18 protein-coding genes are annotated in these 18879 nt (G+C 61.3%); 10 read left to right on the plus strand and 8 right to left on the minus strand.

Annotated elements, in window-relative coordinates; genetic code table 11:
- Position 1 precedes the first annotated feature (1 nt).
- The 4 genes from BHV64_RS09885 to BHV64_RS09900 all read right to left on the minus strand — a co-directional run bounded on the left by BHV64_RS09885 (position 2) and on the right by BHV64_RS09900 (position 5576).
- Positions 2-3325: a SusC/RagA family TonB-linked outer membrane protein gene (locus tag BHV64_RS09885; protein WP_229028826.1), complete on the minus strand. Its 3324-nt coding sequence runs from the start codon at positions 3323-3325 to the stop codon at positions 2-4.
- A 45-nt stretch (positions 3326-3370) separates the two neighbouring features.
- Complete coding sequence (locus BHV64_RS09890) at positions 3371-4372, minus strand: FecR domain-containing protein (protein WP_015546809.1); 1002 nt, start codon at positions 4370-4372, stop codon at positions 3371-3373.
- A 146-nt stretch (positions 4373-4518) separates the two neighbouring features.
- Complete coding sequence (locus BHV64_RS09895; RefSeq protein ID WP_044054217.1) at positions 4519-5142, minus strand: RNA polymerase sigma-70 factor; 624 nt, start codon at positions 5140-5142, stop codon at positions 4519-4521.
- A 128-nt stretch (positions 5143-5270) separates the two neighbouring features.
- Positions 5271-5576 carry a DUF3467 domain-containing protein gene (locus BHV64_RS09900; protein WP_015546810.1) on the minus strand — a complete coding sequence of 102 codons (306 nt, stop codon included), beginning with the start codon at positions 5574-5576 and terminating at the stop codon, positions 5271-5273.
- Positions 5577-5858: 282 nt separating this feature from the next.
- Here BHV64_RS09900 and BHV64_RS09905 point away from each other — a divergent pair, with 282 nt between their 5' ends.
- From BHV64_RS09905 to yidD, 10 genes are all read left to right on the plus strand, one after another.
- The gene (locus tag BHV64_RS09905) at positions 5859-6536 is read left to right on the plus strand and encodes a LysE family translocator (RefSeq protein ID WP_015546811.1); all 678 of its coding nucleotides are present in this window, start codon (positions 5859-5861) and stop codon (positions 6534-6536) included.
- A complete protein-coding gene (cmk, locus tag BHV64_RS09910) occupies positions 6523-7224 on the plus strand; it encodes a (d)CMP kinase (protein WP_015546812.1) in 702 nt (233 codons plus the stop codon). Before BHV64_RS09905 ends, cmk begins: the two co-directional genes overlap by 14 nt.
- 97 nt (positions 7225-7321) lie before the next feature.
- Positions 7322-8206 carry a 4-hydroxy-3-methylbut-2-enyl diphosphate reductase gene (locus tag BHV64_RS09915; RefSeq protein WP_288115815.1) on the plus strand — a complete coding sequence of 295 codons (885 nt, stop codon included), beginning with the start codon at positions 7322-7324 and terminating at the stop codon, positions 8204-8206.
- A 12-nt stretch (positions 8207-8218) separates the two neighbouring features.
- Positions 8219-8692: a hypothetical protein gene (locus BHV64_RS09920; protein ID WP_118406347.1), complete on the plus strand. Its 474-nt coding sequence runs from the start codon at positions 8219-8221 to the stop codon at positions 8690-8692.
- Positions 8685-10346 carry a S41 family peptidase gene (locus BHV64_RS09925; protein WP_288115816.1) on the plus strand — a complete coding sequence of 554 codons (1662 nt, stop codon included), beginning with the start codon at positions 8685-8687 and terminating at the stop codon, positions 10344-10346. The genes BHV64_RS09920 and BHV64_RS09925 overlap by 8 nt, the downstream gene beginning before the upstream one ends.
- A 4-nt stretch (positions 10347-10350) precedes the next feature.
- On the plus strand, positions 10351-11526 hold the full coding sequence (locus BHV64_RS09930) for a sensor histidine kinase (protein WP_022061432.1): 1176 nt from the start codon (positions 10351-10353) through the stop codon (positions 11524-11526).
- Positions 11526-12506, plus strand: a complete 981-nt coding sequence (locus BHV64_RS09935; protein WP_276769989.1) for a DUF4271 domain-containing protein — start codon at positions 11526-11528, stop codon at positions 12504-12506. The genes BHV64_RS09930 and BHV64_RS09935 overlap by 1 nt, the downstream gene beginning before the upstream one ends.
- A gap of 34 nt (positions 12507-12540) precedes the next feature.
- On the plus strand, positions 12541-13404 hold the full coding sequence (locus tag BHV64_RS09940; protein ID WP_022061434.1) for a uroporphyrinogen-III synthase: 864 nt from the start codon (positions 12541-12543) through the stop codon (positions 13402-13404).
- A gap of 22 nt (positions 13405-13426) precedes the next feature.
- Positions 13427-13795: a ribonuclease P protein component gene (locus tag BHV64_RS09945; protein WP_015546818.1), complete on the plus strand. Its 369-nt coding sequence runs from the start codon at positions 13427-13429 to the stop codon at positions 13793-13795.
- Positions 13752-14012 carry a membrane protein insertion efficiency factor YidD gene (yidD, locus tag BHV64_RS09950; protein ID WP_022061435.1) on the plus strand — a complete coding sequence of 87 codons (261 nt, stop codon included), beginning with the start codon at positions 13752-13754 and terminating at the stop codon, positions 14010-14012. The genes BHV64_RS09945 and yidD overlap by 44 nt, the downstream gene beginning before the upstream one ends.
- A 181-nt stretch (positions 14013-14193) precedes the next feature.
- On the opposite strand, the gene BHV64_RS09955 is transcribed toward yidD, so the two are convergent.
- From BHV64_RS09955 to upp, 4 genes are all read right to left on the minus strand, one after another.
- Positions 14194-15087, minus strand: a complete 894-nt coding sequence (locus BHV64_RS09955) for a cation diffusion facilitator family transporter (RefSeq protein ID WP_217727610.1) — start codon at positions 15085-15087, stop codon at positions 14194-14196.
- Positions 15084-16016, minus strand: a complete 933-nt coding sequence (locus BHV64_RS09960; protein ID WP_022061437.1) for a helix-turn-helix transcriptional regulator — start codon at positions 16014-16016, stop codon at positions 15084-15086. Before BHV64_RS09960 ends, BHV64_RS09955 begins: the two co-directional genes overlap by 4 nt.
- A gap of 225 nt (positions 16017-16241) precedes the next feature.
- Complete coding sequence (locus BHV64_RS09965; RefSeq protein WP_288115817.1) at positions 16242-18077, minus strand: LTA synthase family protein; 1836 nt, start codon at positions 18075-18077, stop codon at positions 16242-16244.
- Between the two features lie 136 nt (positions 18078-18213).
- Complete coding sequence (upp, locus tag BHV64_RS09970; protein ID WP_015546822.1) at positions 18214-18870, minus strand: uracil phosphoribosyltransferase; 657 nt, start codon at positions 18868-18870, stop codon at positions 18214-18216.
- Positions 18871-18879: the final 9 nt, after the last annotated feature.

Here is an 18879-nt window from a genome sequence, read left to right on the forward strand (position 1 = left end):
TTTAATAACGCAGCTGGATGCTGAACACGAACATCCGCGAACGGGGATAGGCGCCCATGTCGACGCGGCGCAGGGTCGAACTGGTCCCCTCGCTCGAAACGTCGGGGTCGAAACCGTTGTACTTGGTCCAGAGCCAGAGGTTCTCGCCCGTGACGGCCAGCGTGATGTCGCGCAGCAGGCGGGTTTTCTTCCGCAAGTCGAACGTATAGGAGACCGTGGCGTTCTTCAGACGCAGGTACGAGGCATCGTGCACCTGCAACGAACTGGGAACCAGTCGGTCGTCGGTTCCCGCACGGGGCAGGTCGGAATCCGGGTTGCGCACGGGATGCCACGCGTCGAGCATGTAGCGGTACTGGTTGGTGGCGTAACCGCCGGCCATCGCAAGCTCGGAGTAGTTGTAGATCTTGCCGCCCAGCGAATAGGAGAAGTAGAATCCGATGCGCAGACCGCCGATGTTGAAGGTGTTCTGCAAACCGCCGTAAAGCACGGGGTCGGAGTTGCCCAGATAGATCAGGTCCTCCTCCGACAGAATGCCGTCTCGGTTCTGATCGACGTACTTGGGATACCCCAGCATCAGCTGGGCGTCGCTGCCCGTCGAAGAGGATATATAACTCTTGGTAAAGCGATTGCGCTCGAACTGGTCGGTCGTCTTCCAGACCCCGGCGTACTGGAATCCCCAGAGTGCATTGAGCGGATAGCCCGTCTTGTAGCCATACATCATGTAGTTGGTATTGCCGCCGCTTTCGAGACACGAAACGTACTCTTCGTGGCCGATGTCGTCGACCATCTGCTTGTTGTGCGAAAGGGTGAAACTCGTCGTCCAGCCGAATTTCGGCTTCACGATGTTACGGCTCTCGACCGAGACCTCGACGCCGCGGTTCGACGTCTTGCCCAGGTTCGTGAAACGGCTCGTGTAACCCGTCGTATGGATCGTCTGCAAGGAAAGCAGCAGGTCGCGGGTGGTCGAATAGTAGCCGTCGACGGTGATGTTCAGGCGGCCGTCGAAGGCCGAAAAATCGAGACCCGCATTGTAGAGCGTGGTTTTCTCCCACGTCAGGTTGGGATTGGCCACACGCGAAGGGAAGAACGACGCCGACTGCGTGCCGCCGAACAGATAACCGTTGGTGGTCGTGCCGTAGGCTTCGAGCGAACGGTAGGTCGCGATGGCGTCGTTACCCGTGCGTCCGGCGCTCAGGCGCAGCGACAGTTCATCGAGCCAGCGCACCTGCTTGAGGAAATTCTCGTTCTTGGCGTTCCACTTGACGGCCGCCGAAGGGAAGAAACCCCATTTGTTGTTCTCGGCGAAGTTCGACGACCCGTCGTAACGCCCCGTGAAGGTGAAGTAGTAGCGGCTCTTGTAGTTGTAGTTCAGGCGCATGAGCACCGACTCGCGCACGACTTTGTTCGAGCTGGTCGAAGCGTTGTAGTTCTCCTTGCTGCCGATGCTGTTCATGTTGTTCCACTTCAGGTCGTCGGTGAGCAACCCTTCGGCCTTCAGCGAGAAAAAGTTGGCCGTTTCGTGCGTGGCCGAGAAGCCCGCCATCGCATCGAAATAGTGCCCCGAGGCGAATTTCTTCGAATAGGAGACCGTATTTTCCGAAGTCAGGCGGCGTGCGTCGCCCTCGTAACGGTAGGCATCGGCCCCTTCGCCCTCGGTGCGCTTCGGCAGATAGCTGGGCCAGAACTGGTAGTCGTGACGCTGGTAGACCATATAGGAGTTCTGACTCTTGATGATCAGCCCGCGCACGGGCTTGATCGTGAACTCCAGCACGTCGGTATTGGTCATGCGCTCGCTCTCGTTCTCGTTGCAGTCGATCTTGGCGCGGGGCGTATCAATGCGCACGCCGTTCTCGTAGAGGGGGTTGATGTAGTCTTTGGGACCCATCGTCGGGGCCAGGTAGACGGCGCCGTCCCAGATGTTCGCGCCGCCGATGGTCGCCCGGTTGGGATTCTCGTCGCGGAAGGTATAGCTGCCCTTGAAACCGACGGTCAGCCACTTGGCGAAGTCGTACGAAAGATTCAGACGGGCCGTGATGCGGCGGAATCCGCTGCCGTCGACGATGCCCTGCGTATCGTTGCCGCCGAGCGCCGCGAAGTAGCTCGACTTCTGACTGCGGCCGCTGACCGAAAGGTTATAGTTCTGATAGAGAGCCGTGCGGGTGATCTCGTCGATCCAGTCGGTCCCGCGCCCGTACTCCGAAGGGTCGAAGCGCGGCGGACGCTGCGGATCGCGCGAGGAGAAATAGTTCCGGTCGTTGAGGTAGCGGACGAACTCCTGCGCGTCCATCAGATCGAGGTCGCGGGCGAGTTTCGAGACGCCGAATTCAGCCTTGGCCGTGACCGACGGCTTCGAGGTGACGCCCTGCCGCGTGGTGACGATAATCACGCCGTTGGCGCCGCGCGAGCCGTAGATGGCCGTCGACGAGGCGTCCTTGAGGACCGAGATCTGCTCGATGTCGGCCGAGTTGATGTCGTTCAGGTCGCTCACGGCGTCGATCACGCCGTCGACGACGATCAGCGGTTCGTTCGACGCCGAGATCGAACGCGTGCCGCGCACGCGGATCGAAGTCGTGGCTCCCGGCGCACCCGAAGTCGACATGATGTCCACACCGGCGATGCGGCCTTGCAGAGCCTGGTCGACCGACGTGTTGGGCACGTCGCGGATGTCGGACATCTTCACGTTGGAGACCGAACCCGTCAGGTCGGATTTCTTCACCGCGCCGTAACCGATGACCACCACCTCGTTGATGGTGTTTTTGGCATCGGGGACCAGGTTGACGTCGACCTCCGTACGGTCGCCGATGACGATCTGCCGGGTGACGTAGCCCAGGTAGGAGACCGAAATCAGAGCGTCGCCGGCGCCGAGCGTCAGCGAATAGCGGCCGTTGCTGTCGGTGACCGTGCCGCGGCGTCCGTCGGGCGTGGCGACGGCGGCGCCCACCATCGGCGCTCCCGTTTCGTCCAGCACCGTGCCTGTCAGGGTCTTACCCGTCCCGGCTGCGGGGGGGGGAGTCGCCGACGCCTTGTAGATCACGATCATCTTGTCCTTGATCGAATACTGGACGGTGCGGTCGAGCACCTCGCGCAGCACCTGCGACACGGGCGTGCGGTCGAACGAAGCCGTGACCGGACGTTCGAGGTTCAGCTCCCGGGTGTCGTACATGATCGACAGCCCGGTCTGGGCCTCCACCTCCTTGAGCACGTTTTTGAGAGGCGTTTTCCGGAAGTTCTTCGTGACGGGCTGCATCTGCCCCCACGCCGGGAGCGTCAGCAACACGAACAGGCACGGCAGAAACGCCCGTTTCAGATTGGAGAATTGCTTCATTTGTTTAAGGTATTGGTTGTTTTAAAGTTGTTTCAGGATGCGGCGTCACTTGGCCGAGAGACGCACCGAAGGGCCTTGCCGGTGGACCGAGACCGGAACGATCAGGTCGAGGGCCTTCAGAACGCTGTCGAGCGACTCCTGGTTGCTCAAGCGGATGGTGATGAAAGTCCCGTCGGCGCGCAGGCGGTCGTCGAGCGTGATTTCAACGCCGTAAAGGCTGCTCAGGCTCTCGCACAACTGCACGATCGTCACGTCGATGAACTCGATGCGCCCTTCGATCCAGGCCAGGTACTGCGCCGTGTTGACGTGCGTGATGGCCGTGGTCTCGGCGAAACGGTCGTAGGTGAGCGACTCGCCCGGGCGGAGCAAGGTCTCCCCGCGCGGCGCGGTGAAACCGACGGCCCCTTCGAGCAGCGTGGTGGTGATGAGCGAGTCGTCGGGATAGGCCGTCACGTCGAATTTCGTACCCTTGACCACCACCGAACAGTTTCCGACCTTCACCTCGAAACGGTGCTTTTCATCGGGCGAAACGTCGAAGTAGGCGGCCCCCGAAAGCTCGACGGAGCGGTTCGTGGCGTTGAAATTGGCCGGATAGGTCAGCGTCGACGACCCGTTGAGCCGCACCTGCGTCCCGTCGGGCAGGCAGACCGTGCTGCGGTCGCCGCTCTTCGTGGTCACGGTGTAGCGCTCCGTGGCGCGCTCCAGCAGCAGGCGGTCGTAGAGCCGCGCGCCGAAGAAGGTCGCGCACACCACCGCCACGGCAGCCGCGGCACGCCATACCGCAGCGAACCGCCCCGGACGGGCGCTCCTCGCGGACCCTTGCAGGCGGATACGCGACCGCAGGCGGCGCCAGTCGCGGTCGGTCGCGGCGTCCGATGCCGGCATCGCCTCCCATTCGAGCCGCCACGCAGCGAACTGCCTGCGGCACGCAGCGTCGGAGGTGACGAAGCGGAACAACTCGCGCTCCTCCTCGGCAGCGATCTCTCCCGCAAAATAGCGTCCGGCCAGACGCCGCATCTCTTCCTGATCGAATTTCATCTCTTCCATTTCCGTTACATATTTTAAAACAACCGAATTTGCCTTTCCCCAACCCTCCCGATCACAAAAAAATCAAAAAAAGTCGCAAAAAGAAAAAAACGACAACAGCGGAGAGAGAAATCTCCGCTGCCGGGTCAATGATCGTCTATCCGATTTTACAGGTAATTCGCCAGCAGGCACGAAAGCACGGCCACCGAAAGTTCGAACGAACAGCTTCGCCGCAAATGCTCGCCCAGCCGGCCGACGGCACGGGCCAGGTGTTTCTCGACGGCCGTCTCGGAGATGCCCAGCCGCGCGGCGATTTCGCGGTTTTTCAGCCCTTCGAAGCGGCTCATCCGGAAAACCTCGCGGCAGCGGTCGGGCAGCGCGTCGACAGCCTTCTGCACCTCGCGCTGCAACTCCTCGTAAAGGCAGGGCTGCTCGGCGTCGCTCAAAAAATCGTAGCTGTAAATCCGCTCCTCACCCCGCATGCGGGCCGTGTACTCCAGTTCGTGACGCGCCACGACACCGTTGTGTTTCAGATAATTGAGACAGGCATTGCGCACCATCGTGAACAGCAGCGAGGCCAGATCCAGCTCGCGCAGTTCACACCGCCGCTCCCACAGGCGTGCAAAACTGTCCTGCACCAGATCGCGCGCCGTTTCATGCCCGGCGACGAACCGGGCGGCATAGTTCACCAATCGGGGATAGTAACGCCGGAAGAAGCATTCGAAATCGGCCTCGTTGCCGAATCGGATGCCTTCGAACAACCGCTGGTCTGACGGCGAGGGTGTGGGCATGGCGGAATCTGGACTTTTGCCACAAAAGTAACGTTTTTTTCCACGCCGCAAAATTTTCGGCCGTGACAAAAACGTGACACGACGCGCCGGGCGCAAAAAAAGGCGCTGCCGTGCAGCGCCGCCGGTTTTCAGGCCTGACCCATCTTGGGACCCGCGTCGGGCGTGGGCTGGGGCGAGGGAATCTCGATCTTGCCCACGTTGCTTTCGTAGCGCACGATGTTCTCCTGCAACGAGCGCAGCAACCGTTTGGCATGCTCGGGCGTAAGAATGATGCGGCTCTTGACGCGCGCCTTCTGCACACCGGGCAGGACCGTCGCGAAGTCGATGATGAACTCCGAAGTGGAGTGCGATATGATCGCCAGGTTCGAATAGTGGCCCTGGGCCACGGCGTCGTCCAGTTCGAGGTCGATGCCGAATTGTTTCATCTCTGCCATTGTGGAGTACTGTTTCTGCAAATTTATTCATTTTCAACGAACGATATGCAAGCCCGGGGCCAAAGTTTTCGATATTTTATCAACATATCCGACCCGCGGGACAACCCGCCGCACCCTTTTTTTGCCTTTTCATAGGCGGATGTCGGAGCTTTTTTGTATCTTTGCTTCGCAAATACGGAAAGCCGCCGCAGAGCCGAAGACAACGCCTTTTTCCGGGCCGTCTTCCGCGCAGGGGCGATAGTAAGTAACAGGTGCGTCGCTGACGCGCAGCAAACCGAAAAAATGGCATTTGAAATCGTCGAAACCCTGTTCCGCGGCATCTGCGTAGGCGTCGCCGCTTCGATCACGGTAGGTCCCGTGGCAGTGCTCTGCATCCAGCGCACGCTGTCGAAAAGCCGCCGCTCGGGCATCGTTTCAGGCATCGGCGTCGCCTGCGCCGATACGTTCATGGCCATGGCCGCACTGTTCTTCTACTCGATGCTCCAGACCCAGATCGAACAGTACAACACGCTGCTGCGGGTGATCGGCGGCATCTTCGTGGTGATCGTCGGCGTTTTCATCTTCGCACAGAATCCCGTGCCGCAAATCCGCCGCAACCGCGCGGGCAAAACCTCGCTGTGGCAGGATTTCGCCTCGATCTTCGGGCTTACGATCGCCAATTTCATCATGGTCATCCCCTACATCCTGGCCTTCTTCGCGGTGTTCAAGATTTCGGGCGGCGACATGGCCGACCACACCTTCGGGGGCTTCATGCGCTCACTGTTCGTCATCGCCGGGTTCTTCGGCGGCGCGGTGGCGTGGTGGACCCTGCTGGCCTTCGTCATCAACCTCTTCCGCCGCCGCTTCCGTCCGCGGCACATGCTCACGATCAACCACGTCGCGGGACTCATCATCGGCATATTAGGCATTTACACCATATTATCGACCTTCTTTGATATATTCCCCAATGTCGGACACTAAACACAGGATCATCATTGCCGTCGACGGCTTTTCGTCGTGCGGAAAAAGCACCTTCGCCAAAGCCATCGCGGCCCGCCTGGGCTATATCTTCATCGACACGGGCGCCATGTACCGCGCCGTGACGCTCTACGCCCTCGAGCACGGGGCCATCCGTTCGGGCATCGTCGACGAAGAGGCCGTCGTGAAGCTGCTGGACCGCATTTCGATCACCTTCCGCTTCAACCCCGAGCGCGGGGCCAGCGACATCTACGTCAACGGCGATCTGGTCGAGGGCAAGATCCGCACCATCGAGGTCTCGAACTGCGTGAGCCGCGTGAGCGCCATCCCCGAGGTGCGCCGCAAACTGGTGGCCATGCAGCAGGAGATGGGCCGCCGCCGGGGCGTGGTGATGGACGGCCGGGACATCGGCACGGTGGTGTTCCCCGACGCCGAGCTGAAACTGTTTATGACGGCCGACACCGCCGTGCGCGCCTGCCGCCGCTACAAGGAGCTGACGGGCAAGGGCATGTCGGTGACGATGGAGGAGGTCGAACGCAACATCCGCGAGCGCGACAAGGCCGACATGAGCCGCGCCGTATCGCCGTTGCGCCAGGCCGACGACGCCATCGTGCTCGACAACAGCCACATGAGTGTCGACGAACAGATGGCGTGGTTTATGAACGAGTTCCAATTAAAAATGAAAAATTAAGAATTAAAAATCCGACGGCACAGGTCTCGGCCTGCAAGCCGGAATCGGTTCACAACCAATTTTTAATTTTTCATTCTCAATTTTTAACTACGCAGTTATGCGTGTTGAGATCGACGATAAATCGGGCTTCTGCTTCGGCGTTGTCCGCGCAATCACGGAGGCCGAACGCGCCCTCGGGGAGGGCGGCACGGTCTACTCGCTGGGCGACATCGTCCACAACCGCATCGAGGTCCAGCGCCTCGAACAGCTGGGGCTGCGGACCGTGACCCACGCCGACATGCCGCACCTGGCGGGCTGCCGCCTCTTCATCCGCGCCCACGGAGAACCTCCTACGACCTACGCCGCCGCCCGGGAAATGAACATCGGAATCATCGACGCCACCTGCCCGGTGGTCGCACGGCTGCAACGCCGCGTGAAGGAGGCCCACGAACGGATGCGCCCCACGGGCGGGCAGGTGGTGATCCTCGGCAAACGGGGCCACGCCGAAGTGGTGGGCCTCACGGGGCAGGTCGCGGACCCGACGATCGTGATCGAACGGGTGGAGGACCTGGAGCTGATCGACTTCTCGCGTCCGGTCTATTTCCTTTCGCAGACCACGCAGAGCATCGGGCTGTTCGAACGGCTGGGCGCCGAAATGCGCCGCCGGGCCGCCGATGCGGGGCAGGTGTACATCGACGACACGATCTGCCGGCAGGTATCGAACCGCGAACAGCACCTCACGGAGTTTTCCGGACGGTTCGACGCCGTGGTGTTCGTCTGCGGGCGCAAGTCGTCGAACGGCAAGGTGCTCTCCGAGGTGTGCCGCCGGGCCAACCCGCGCACGCACGTCGTCGAGGAGGCTTCGGAAATCGACCCCGCATGGTTCGAAGGGGCCGCGACGGTGGGCATCTGCGGCGCCACGTCGACGCCCAAATGGCTGATGCAGGATGTTGCCGACGCAATCGGCAACATCAATTCAGAATTCAAAATCCAAAATTCATAATTATCGCCCGCCATGAAAAAGTATATCGTCCGTTCGTTAAAATATTTCTTCGCCCTGTGCGTTCTCTGTATAGCCCTGATGGGGCTGATGCTGATGACCGGGACCTCGGCGCTGTCGCTCGACGACACGCTCTACGTCATGCTGCACACCGACCGCTACCTGATGCTCTTTGCGGCGATCGTGGCGCTGGCGGCAGTCTACCCCAGATTCGGGTTCGTGGTGCGCCGGGTGGAGGGCGACATCGAGGAGAACCGGGAACAGATCCTGAACGCGTTCCGTTCGGCAGGCTTTTCGCTGCGTTCGGACGAAGACGGGGTGATGACCTTCCGCGCCGACAATTTCGGCCAGAAGCTGATGCTGCTGGGCGAAGACGAGATAAAGGTTTCACAGTACGGACAATGGATCGTGCTCGACGGCATCCGCCGCGGCGTCGCCCGGGTGCAGTACCGGCTCGATTCGTATATACACATGACACGCAATGATTAGAAAATACCGTTACCTGCTCACTGCGGCGGCCGCTGTCGGCGCCGCGGGACTTCTGACATTCGCCGCCCGCAACGACTTCGGACTGGGCCGCAACATGGAGATCGCCGTCAACATGATGCGCGAACTGTCGCTCAACTACGTCGACCCCGTGGACCCCGACCGCCTGATGGAGGGGGCCGCCGCCGGCATGGTCAGCGACCTGGACCCCTACACGGAGTATATCCCCGAGGAGGGGATGCAGGATTTCGAACTGCTCACCACGGGCAAGTACGACGGCATCGGGGCGCTCATCCGCCAGAAGGACGACTACGTCCGCATCGCGCAGCCCTACCAGGGATCGCCCGCCGACAAGGCCGGGCTGAAGATCGGCGACAAGATCCTCTCGATCGACGGCAAGGACGCCAAAGGCTTCACGACCGAGCAGGTCTCCTCGCGTCTCAAGGGCGAGCCGGGCAGCAAGGTCAAAGTGACCGTCGAGCACCTCGACGGCACGCAGCAGACGGCGGCGATCCGCCGCGAACGGATCGCGATCCCGGGCGTGCCCTACGCCGGATGGGTCGCCGACGGCATCGGCTACATCCGCCACAGCGACTTCACCGAAGGATGCTACGAGGAGATGCGCGCGGCCATCGAACGGCTGCGCACCGAAAAGCCGCTGAAAGGGCTTGTGCTCGACTACCGCTCCAACGGCGGCGGCATCATGCAGGAGGCGGTCAAAATCCTGGGAATGTTCGTCCCCAAAGGGACCGAGGTGGTCAGCACCAAGGGGCGTTCGGAAGATTCGAAGCAGGTGTTCCGCACCGACACGGAGCCGATCCTTGCAGACCTGCCGCTGACGGTGCTGATCAACGGCAGTTCGGCATCGGCGGCGGAGATCGTCGCCGGGGCGTTGCAGGACCTCGACCGCGCGGTGCTGATCGGCCAGCGCAGTTTCGGCAAGGGACTCGTGCAGTCGCCCCGACCGCTGGGCTACAACGCCATGCTCAAACTCACCACGGCCAAATACTACATCCCCTCGGGCCGCTGCATCCAGGCCATCGACTACTCCCATTCGCAGGAAGGTTCGGTGCGCGCGGTGCCCGACTCGCTGATCTCGGAGTTCACGACCCGCGCGGGCCGCAAGGTCTACGACGGCGGCGGCGTGATGCCCGACATCGCGACCGACCCGGAGTACATTTCACGCTTCGCCCTGACGCTCTACGCGCTGGGATTCATCGAGGATTTCGGCGACGAATACACGCGCCGCAACCCCGGCCGGCAGATCGACATCCGCACCTTCTCGATCACGGACAAGGACTACGCCGACTTCGCGGAGTTCATGCAAGACAAGAAGGTCCCCTACGAATCGGACACCCGCCGGGCGCTCAAGGCGCTGAAAAAAGCCGCCGAGGACGACCGTTTCGCCGACTTGAAGAACAAGTTCGAGCAGGTGGAGGCCGAGTTGAAGGACGACACGCAGACCAACCTCGAAACCTACCGCACGCAGGTCGTCGAGACGATCAACAACGACATCGTCATGCGCCACGGCTACCAGGCCGGCGTGATCGAGCACTCGCTGTCGGGCGACAAGGAGGTGAAAAAGTCCGTCGAGGTGCTCGGCGATCCCGCAGAGTACGCCCGAATCACCCGCGAGCAGGACACCAAGCGCAAGTAAAGACATGAAAATCAGGACTGAATTCTTCTCGTTCCGCAACCGGGTGGTGGTGATCGTCGTCGGGGTGACGCTCGGCGCCCTGTCGCTGCTCTACACCAACGACATGGCCCGGCGGCTCAAGGAGAAGGAGCAGCACGACGTGGCGCTGTGGGCCCACGCCATGGAGCGCGTGACGCGCGACGTGCTGGGCGGCTCGATCCAGGACCCGTTCGTGGCCGACATCATGTCCAACGGCAACAACATCCCGTTCATCATCACCAACGAGAACCTCGAAGTCATCAACTCGCACCTCATCCCCGAGAAGATCATCAACCATCCCGGACGGCTCCGGAAACAGATCGACAAATTTTCGGTCGACAACCCGCCGATCCCGGTGAAATTCTTCTGGTCGTCGCAGCATTACCACATCATCTTCTACGGCAAGTCGGCGCTGCTCAAGTCGCTCTACTACTTCCCCTACGTGCAGCTCCTCGTCATCACGGCCTTCATCGCACTGGGATTCATCGCCTTCCGCTCGTCGAAGCACGACGAGCAGAACCGCGTCTGGATCGGACTGGCCAAGGAGACCGCCCACCAGCTGGGAACCCCGACCTCGTCGCTGCTGGGATGGATCGAATACCTGCGTTCGCAGGATGTGGACCAGACGGCCGTCGAGGAGATGAACAAGGACCTCACGCACCTGATGAAGATCGTGGACCGTTTTTCGAAAATCGGCTCCGAGACGCCCCTCACCCCGGCGAACATCAACGAAGTGGTGGGCGAATCGGTCATGTATTTCCGCAAGCGCATTCCCCGCAACGTGACGCTCGACTACAACGGACTGGCCATCGCCCCCGTGCAGGCCAACATCAACGCCGCACTGTTCGAATGGGTCGTGGAGAACCTGATGAAAAACTCGCTCGACGCCCTGCAAGGCCACGGAGCCATCGACGTGCGGATTTCGTCGGACGACAGGAGCGTTATGATCGACGTGAAGGACACGGGCAAGGGCATTCCCAAGAGCAACTGGAAACGCATCTTCGAACCGGGATTCACGACCAAGACCCGCGGCTGGGGCCTCGGGCTGTCGCTCTCGCGCCGCATCGTCGAGGAGTACCACCAGGGTAAGATCGCCGTCATCGACTCCGAAATCGGCAAGGGAACCACCATTCGCATCACACTCAAACGCCACTTCGCCTGATGAACTCCTCGCCGGCACATACGCAATCCGCAGTGCCTGCGGCGGACTCGGTGTCCGGAACTCCGGACGCACCGGCCCGGACGGGATATGTCCCCGGTCCGGATACGCTCCGGGCGGAAACGGCCTTTGCGGGAACGAACTTTGCAAATCCGGCCTTTGCAAACCCGGCCTTTGCGGACGGCGGTTCCGCGCCGTTCTCCGTTGCAGCGACCGGTGCAGCCCCTTCCGAATGGCGCGACACGACCTCCGCCGCAATTTTCGGAGCGCAATCGACCCTCGCGGAACCCGCACGCATTCCGCTCGCACCGCCTCCGCCGCTCGCGGAAAACGCCGTTTTCCAGAGTTTCGTGCTGCTGCTCGCCGCCACCTACGCCATGCTGCTCTACCGCAACCTGGGCGACGTGCGCACGCTGCTGGGCCGCATCTCGCGCGACGCGGCCACGGGAAAACGCTTCTCCGAGGACCCGGGCGGAAGCGGCTACTCGCGTTTCCTGAACATCGCCACCGCCATCGGCCTGCTCTTTCTGGGCGTCGCGGCGGTCAAATACAGCGACACGCTGATGCCCGGCCGGCTGGCAGCGTCCATTCCGCAGGGCGCAGCCCTGATTTTCAGCCTGCTGGTTTCGCTCGCCTCGCTGGGCATAGCCGCCTATCAGACAATCGCCGTGCGGCTGGCCGGAGCGCTGACCCTCTCGCAGCCCTTCATCGCACAGCTCATGCTGCTCAAACGCACCTGTTTCGCCCTCGGGATGATCCTCATTTCACCCCCGCTGCTGCTCTTCGCACTCTGCCCGCAGGGCACGGGCGGCGTCTGGTTCTGCATCATCGCCGTCGAATTGGCCGCAGCGGCCGTCTTATACCTCAAGGAGACATTAAACCTGTTTCTTTCCAAAAAAGTTTCGATTTTGCATTGGTTTTTGTACCTTTGCACCGTGGAAGTCTTCCCTGTCAGCCTATTATGGCTGCTTGCAGTAAGATGAAACGGCAAAGACAAACCTAAATCAATTCGCAACATTGAAAGTAAAGAGTGTATTAGTTTCGCAGCCGAGGCCCGCTGTCATCGAAAAGTCCCCGTTCTACGAATTGTCCCAGAAACACCACGTGGAAATCGCCTACCGGCCCTTCATCCGCGTAGAAGGCGTCTCCCTGAAGGAGTTCCGCGCCCAAAGGGTCGAAATACTCACGCACACGGCCGTCATATTCACATCGCGTACGACAGTCGACAGTTTTTTCCATATCTGCGAAGAGGCGCGCATCACCGTGCCCGAAACCATGAAATACATCTGCCAGACGGAGGCCGTAGCGCTCTACCTGCAGAAATACATCGTCTACCGCAAACGCAAGATCTCGTTTGCCGACGGCTCGTTCACGTCGCTCATCGAACTGATCATCAAACACAAGGAGGAGAAATTCCTGCTGGCGTTGAGCGAACCCCACAAACCCGAGCTGCCGGAAACGCTCGCCAAGCTCAAACTCTCGTTCGATCCCGTCATCCTGGCCCGCACGGTCGCCGGGGATCTGGACGACGTTAAAATGGCCGACTACGACCTGCTGGCGCTCTATTCGCCCTCGGACGTGAAAACCCTCATCGAGAAGTTCGGAACCGACGGCCTGCCCGCCGTGGCGGTATTCGGCGAAGGCACGCTGCGCGCCGCCCTCGGGGCCGGAATCACCGTGCTGGCCAACGCCCCGACGCCCGAAGCCCCCTCGATGGTCAAGGCCATCGACATCTACCTGCAAAAGGTGCAGAAAGGCGAGGAGATCGAGCCGGTGGAACTGGTGACCGACGCCCGCAAGGAAGAGTTCATCCGCAGCCAGCAGCACAAGCTGGCCAAGAAGGGCCGCACGCGCCGTCCGACCACGGAATCCCGTAAATAAGGGCCGCAAGCCCCCTGCCGCCATGTCCGCACACTCGCTACCCCGCACCGAAAGGCTCCGTTCGCTCGGGGCCGTGCGCCGTCTGTTCGAGAGCGGCGAAAGCGGCTTCATCTTCCCGTTCCGCTACGTGTGGTTCGCGGAGCCCGACACCGAGCAATCGGTCGAGGTGCTCTTTTCCGTCCCCAAAAAGTTCCACAAACGGGCCAACAAACGCAACCTCGTGCGCCGCCGCACGAAGGAGGCCTACCGCCTGCAAAAGCAGATTCTGCACGACGGCCGGCCGGTCAACCTGGACCTGGCGCTGATCTACTCGTCGAAGGAGACGCTGCCTTATAAAACCGTCGCAAATGCAGTCCGCAGGATTCTGGAATCGGTCGTGGAGCATCTTTAAACAGGCCTGCGCCCTGCCGCTGATCGGACTGGTGAAGTTCTACCAGCTCTGCATCTCGCCCTTCACGCCCCCGTCGTGCCGGTTCACCCCCACCTGCTCGCAGTATGCGCTCGAGGCGTTGCGCAAATACGGCCCCCTGAAAGGACTGTGGCTCGCCCTGCGGCGGCTGTCGAAGTGCCATCCGTGGGGCGGCAGCGGCTACGACCCCGTGCCGTAGCGCAAAAACGGCCGGCCGACCGGCCCCCTCCTTCCGAAGAGTCGCGTCACCATTTGCTTTTGAACCCATTTTCCTTCCGGCAATAAAGATCATATCCTTTTCGGAGAAAAACAATCCCGACCCTGACGATCAGGGTCGGGATTCCGCCTTTAAACAGAACGATTCGGCCCGGACGGACAGATCAATCGTGCAGGTCGTCGCACCGCTCGGCCACGGACTCGAATTCGAGCGTCGCATGGGGGATTCCGGCATGGTTCAGGAGGTCTTTCAGATCGTGTTTCACCTCCTCCATACAGGACAGACTTTCGAGCACGACATGGGCCGTCAGGGCGTTTTCCGTCGTACTGATAGCCCAGACATGGATGTGGTGGACGGCCTTCACGCCCGGAACGTCCGTCATCTTCCGCCCGATCGCGGCCACGTCGATCTCCCCGGGAACGCCGTCGAGCGACAGACGCAGGCTGTCGCGCGTCAGCGACCAGACCGACGCCACGATCACCGCGGCGACGACCAGTCCCACGACAGGGTCGACGATCGTCCAGCCCGTCCACGAGATCACGAGTCCCGAAACGAGCACCCCGACCGACACCAGCGCATCGGCGGCCATGTGCAGATATGCGCCCTTGACATTCAGATCACGGTCCTTGTCCTTCAGAAACAGCCACGCCGTGAAGCCGTTGATCGCCACCCCGACGCCCGCCGTCCAGGCGATGGCGCCGCCTTCGACCGGCGCGGGATGCAGCATGCGGCCGATGCTCTCGGCGACGATGACCCCCACGGCGATCAGCAGGATCACCGAGTTCAACAGCGAGATCAGCACCGTGCTTTTCTTGTAACCATAGGTGTAGCGGGGCGTAGCCTGCGCCTGCGCCAGCCGGAAGGCCAGCATGGCCAGCAGCAGGCTGGCGACGTCGGAAAGGTTGTGCCCGGCATCGGACAGCAGGCCCATCGAGCCGTAGGAGAGGCCGACGGCGAATTCGACGACGACGAAAGCCACGTTGAGCGCAATGCCCAGAATGAAGGCCTTGTTGAGCGACGTAACCGTGCGCTCGTGGTGATGGTGTTCGTGTGTCATGGCTGCGGATCGGTTATGGTGTCCTTGATTTCGGAGAGTTCGACCAGTTTGTTGACGATGGCGTAGATCGTAAGTCCCGCCGCGGAGTGAATTTGCAGTTTCGCGGCAATGTTGCGGCGGTGGGTGATCACGGTATGGGCCGAGATGCAGAGCGCATCGGCGATCTGTTTGTTGGTCATGCCCTTTACCACGCAGACGATGATCTCCTTTTCACGGGCGCTCAACGGCTCGGGTTTCACCGTGCGGGGACCCGCCGCCGCCAGCCGCTCGACGGCCGGGATGAAGAGTTCGTCCTCCACGGCGTTGTGCGAGGCGAGTTCGTGCTCGCAGTTGAAGATGTCGAACAGCACGCCGTTGAGTTCGTTCGAGCTGCCCGAAGGGTAGTATTTGATGATGATATTCTTCAGCTCGCGCAGCTTGATATCAATCTGGTCGTGCTGGCGGCGGAAGATGTCGATCGAATAGGCCGTGTTCTTCTCGCCCGAGAGCAGCGACTCGACATACGGAAAAACGGTCTGCTCCTCGTAGGACATGTGGCGCTGCACTTCGGCGGCATACTCGTCGAAAAAGCGCATGATGGCGAACGAAACGTCGCTTAGGGCGCAGTCGACCGCCTCGATCAGTTTCCGCCGGATGGCCGGAAGCCGGAAGTCCAGGAAATAGCCGTGGGAGTTGTGCAGATAGTCGGTCAGCGAACGGACCGAGACCTCGCCGGCCAGCTCCGCGCCGTTGCCGAAGTTCATCAGCATGTTCACCACGGCGAGGAACGTCGCGGCGTCCACCCTGCTCTCGGCGCACACCTCGGCGATGGTCTTGTCGCCGAATCCCAGCGCAATGCCGAAACGGCTCATCACCTGCAACACGGCATAGCGGTCGCAGACCAGATCGCACATCCGGTCGTCGCCCGCATATCCACCATTTTTATACATAGACAACGTGAATCCGGTGCATCGGATTGAATTTTTTTCGCCCGGATTTCAAACATGGAATGCACCGGATTCCCGTTACGGCGCCTACCGCGCCGGTTCCATATTGACAATCCTCCCCAATTCCCCTTTGCCAAGGGGGACTTATACCTGCCATCAGGTATTCATTTCGACGCCACAAAGATATGCGGACAAGCGCCGTGCCGCAATACCTAAAAAGGGGTATTTTCAGCGGCGTCCGATATCCACGTAAGTCGTCTGCAACATCGTGCGCCCCACGTCGAGCAGTTCGGGATTCGTCTCCGTCACGGCACGGCCGCCCGTCGCGTCCCACACCGCCTCGCCCGAGGCGTCGACCACGCCGAAACCGTCGTTGAAGGCGTAGTAGGCGAACTTACGGGGAGGGGTCGGTGCGAAAATGTCCTTGCTGTAATCGAAATCGCCGTGCGGAACGCCCAGTTGGGCGAGCAGCGTCGCGGCAATGTCGATCTGCGAGGCGTAGTCCTCCACCACACGCGGCCGGGCGACGGCCCCGCCCGTCCAGATCATCGGAATGCGGTGGCGCAGCGGTTCGTTGTAGGCCAGCGTCCGCGGGTAGGGATAGCCATGGTCGGCGACCAGCACGACGAGCAGGTTTTCCCACGCGGGCGAAGCCTTCAGACGGTCGATCATCTTCCCCACGCAGTCGTCCGAAAAGGCCATTGCGTTCAGCACCCGGTCATCGAACTTCGCATAGGGGACGTCGAAGGGCGTATGGCTGCTCAACGTCAGCAGTCCCGCGAGAAACGGCTCGCGGGATTCGCTCAACGCGATCACGCGGTCGGCGAACCAGTCGCACATCAGCCGATCGTCGTAGCCCCAGTCCGAAGCCGGGGCGTCGAAGCGCAGGTCCTTCTGCCAGATCAGCTCCTGCCATCCCGTGGCGTACATGTAGGAGGCCTGGTTGGTGAAATTGAGGTCGCCGCCGTAGGCGAAACTCGTCTTATACCCCTCTCCCGCGAGCGAACGCGCCACCGAGGGCAGGTTGCGGCTCTTGGCCGGGAGTTTCATAATCGACATGCGCGTCTGCGCCGGGAATCCGCTCAAAATCGCCACCTCGCCGCGGTCGGTGCGGAACGAATTGGCGAAGAAATTCTCGAACCAGACGCCCTCGCGTTTCAGCCGTTGCATGTTGGGCATGACGGGTTCTCCGTCGACCTCGGCGTCCATCACCGTCCGGGCGAAGCTCTCCAGAATGACGATCACCACATTGGGCCGCAGCGTGTCGAGCACCCGCTCCGTGGGTCCCGCAGCCGGACCGTTGCCCCGCAGGGCGTCGAACTTCGCGGCCCGCGTCTCTTCGTCGAAGAAGGGGTATTCGCCGGCATAGTCGACACGGTCGCCGAGACTGGACAGAAACGAGAAAACGGGGTTCGTGGCCGCATGGTTCAGAAACGGCACGGGGCTGAAATAGACCTTCGAAACATTGGCCACCGAGGCCCCCAGCCCGCCGCGGATCGCCAGGAAGTCGAATCCCGCGAGCACGACGACGACGAGACTTCCGGGCAGGGCCAGCCGCCAGCCGACGGGACGTCCGTCGAAAATGCGCAGGATGCGACAGTAGGCCCAGAGCATCAGCGCGGCATACGCGGCGGCCAGCAGCGTCTGCCGCACGCCGAGCCAGAAATCGACGCTCGCCATCGCCTCCTCGGGATCGGAGAGGTAGATCAGCACCGTCGCATCAATGCGGAACCCCCAATGCTCGTACAGCGCGACGTCGACGGCGAAGATCACGGCCGTCACCACGGCGATCAGCGCAAAATAGGCTGTCAGCACGCCCCGCCACACCCGTTCCGGGATACGCACCCACAGCGAGAGAAGCACGGCCAGGAGAGGCAGCGCGGTGACATAACCCGCGACGGTCATGTCGAGCGTCAGCCCGTGCCACAGCACCTCCATCCAGCCCCCGAAACCCGCCCCGGCCGCCTCTGCGGCATACCACGCCATAAAGACGGGTTTCTGCACGGCCATCGCGAGGACGGTCGCACAGAACACGGCAACGAGGAAAGCGAATTTTCGGCGCATTACTTATTCCTATTTTTTGATTTCAGACAGGGTGGTTTCGGGCATCGCGCCGCACGGGACGGATGGGCAGTGCCGAAGTACGCCCCAATCGTCACGCGCAAGGGATGTGCGGAAATAGCCGCATAAAACCGAAAAACTATATTTTTTCGCCGTAGGCCAGATCTCCCGCATCTCCGATGCCGGGAACGATGTAGGAGCGCGAAGTCAGCTCCTCGTCGACGACAGCCGTCCAGATCGTGGTGGTCTGCCGCGGCATGTTCTTCATGGCATAGTCAAGCCCCTGCTCGCTGGCGACGACCGCGGCGACATGGGTATGGGCCGGCGTACCGCCCTTCTCGCACAAGGCGTTGTAGGTCAGCACGAGCGACGATCCGGTGGCCAGCATCGGATCGACCAGCAGCAATGTCTTGCCTTCGAGGCTTCCGCACGAGATGTACTCGACCTTCACGGTGAACTTGCCGTCCTTGGTGCTCTTGCGATAGGCCGAGACGAAGGCGTTCTGGGCGTCGTCGAAGTAGTTTAGAAACCCCTGATGATAGGGAAGTCCCGCACGGAGAATCGTCGCCACCACGATCTGCTCGTCGATCATCTCGACGGTGGCTTCACCCAGCGGCGTCTCGACAACGCACGGTTTGTAGCTGAACGCTTTCGATATTTCGTAGGCCGTGATCTCGCCGATGCGCTCCATGTTGCGGCGGAAACGCATCGAATCCCGCTGAATCCGCTTGTCGCGGATTTCTGCGATGAATTTGTTGAGAACGGTGTTCTGCTGGGAGAGGATATGCAACGTCATGGTTGAGTG

Source organism: Alistipes sp. 56_sp_Nov_56_25 (assembly GCF_001915285.1).
In the GTDB taxonomy this organism is placed as follows: Bacteria; Bacteroidota; Bacteroidia; order Bacteroidales; family Rikenellaceae; genus Alistipes; species Alistipes shahii.

Bases quoted from the DNA above. Each gene is read 5' to 3' on its own strand.
- cmk (WP_015546812.1), top strand. From the start codon at position 6,523: ATGTCGGACACTAAACACAGGATCATCATTGCCGTCGACGGCTTTTCG.
- BHV64_RS09915 (WP_288115815.1), top strand. From the start codon at position 7,322: ATGCGTGTTGAGATCGACGATAAATCGGGCTTCTGCTTCGGCGTTGTC.
- BHV64_RS09960 (WP_022061437.1), bottom strand. From the start codon at position 16,016: ATGTATAAAAATGGTGGATATGCGGGCGACGACCGGATGTGCGATCTG.
- BHV64_RS09885 (WP_229028826.1), bottom strand. From the start codon at position 3,325: ATGAAGCAATTCTCCAATCTGAAACGGGCGTTTCTGCCGTGCCTGTTC.
- BHV64_RS09920 (WP_118406347.1), top strand. From the start codon at position 8,219: ATGAAAAAGTATATCGTCCGTTCGTTAAAATATTTCTTCGCCCTGTGC.
- upp (WP_015546822.1), bottom strand. From the start codon at position 18,870: ATGACGTTGCATATCCTCTCCCAGCAGAACACCGTTCTCAACAAATTC.
- BHV64_RS09925 (WP_288115816.1), top strand. From the start codon at position 8,685: ATGATTAGAAAATACCGTTACCTGCTCACTGCGGCGGCCGCTGTCGGC.
- BHV64_RS09965 (WP_288115817.1), bottom strand. From the start codon at position 18,077: ATGCGCCGAAAATTCGCTTTCCTCGTTGCCGTGTTCTGTGCGACCGTC.
- BHV64_RS09890 (WP_015546809.1), bottom strand. From the start codon at position 4,372: ATGGAAGAGATGAAATTCGATCAGGAAGAGATGCGGCGTCTGGCCGGA.
- yidD (WP_022061435.1), top strand. From the start codon at position 13,752: ATGCAGTCCGCAGGATTCTGGAATCGGTCGTGGAGCATCTTTAAACAG.
- BHV64_RS09945 (WP_015546818.1), top strand. From the start codon at position 13,427: ATGTCCGCACACTCGCTACCCCGCACCGAAAGGCTCCGTTCGCTCGGG.
- BHV64_RS09935 (WP_276769989.1), top strand. From the start codon at position 11,526: ATGAACTCCTCGCCGGCACATACGCAATCCGCAGTGCCTGCGGCGGAC.
- BHV64_RS09955 (WP_217727610.1), bottom strand. From the start codon at position 15,087: ATGACACACGAACACCATCACCACGAGCGCACGGTTACGTCGCTCAAC.
- BHV64_RS09930 (WP_022061432.1), top strand. From the start codon at position 10,351: ATGAAAATCAGGACTGAATTCTTCTCGTTCCGCAACCGGGTGGTGGTG.
- BHV64_RS09900 (WP_015546810.1), bottom strand. From the start codon at position 5,576: ATGGCAGAGATGAAACAATTCGGCATCGACCTCGAACTGGACGACGCC.
- BHV64_RS09895 (WP_044054217.1), bottom strand. From the start codon at position 5,142: ATGCCCACACCCTCGCCGTCAGACCAGCGGTTGTTCGAAGGCATCCGA.
- BHV64_RS09905 (WP_015546811.1), top strand. From the start codon at position 5,859: ATGGCATTTGAAATCGTCGAAACCCTGTTCCGCGGCATCTGCGTAGGC.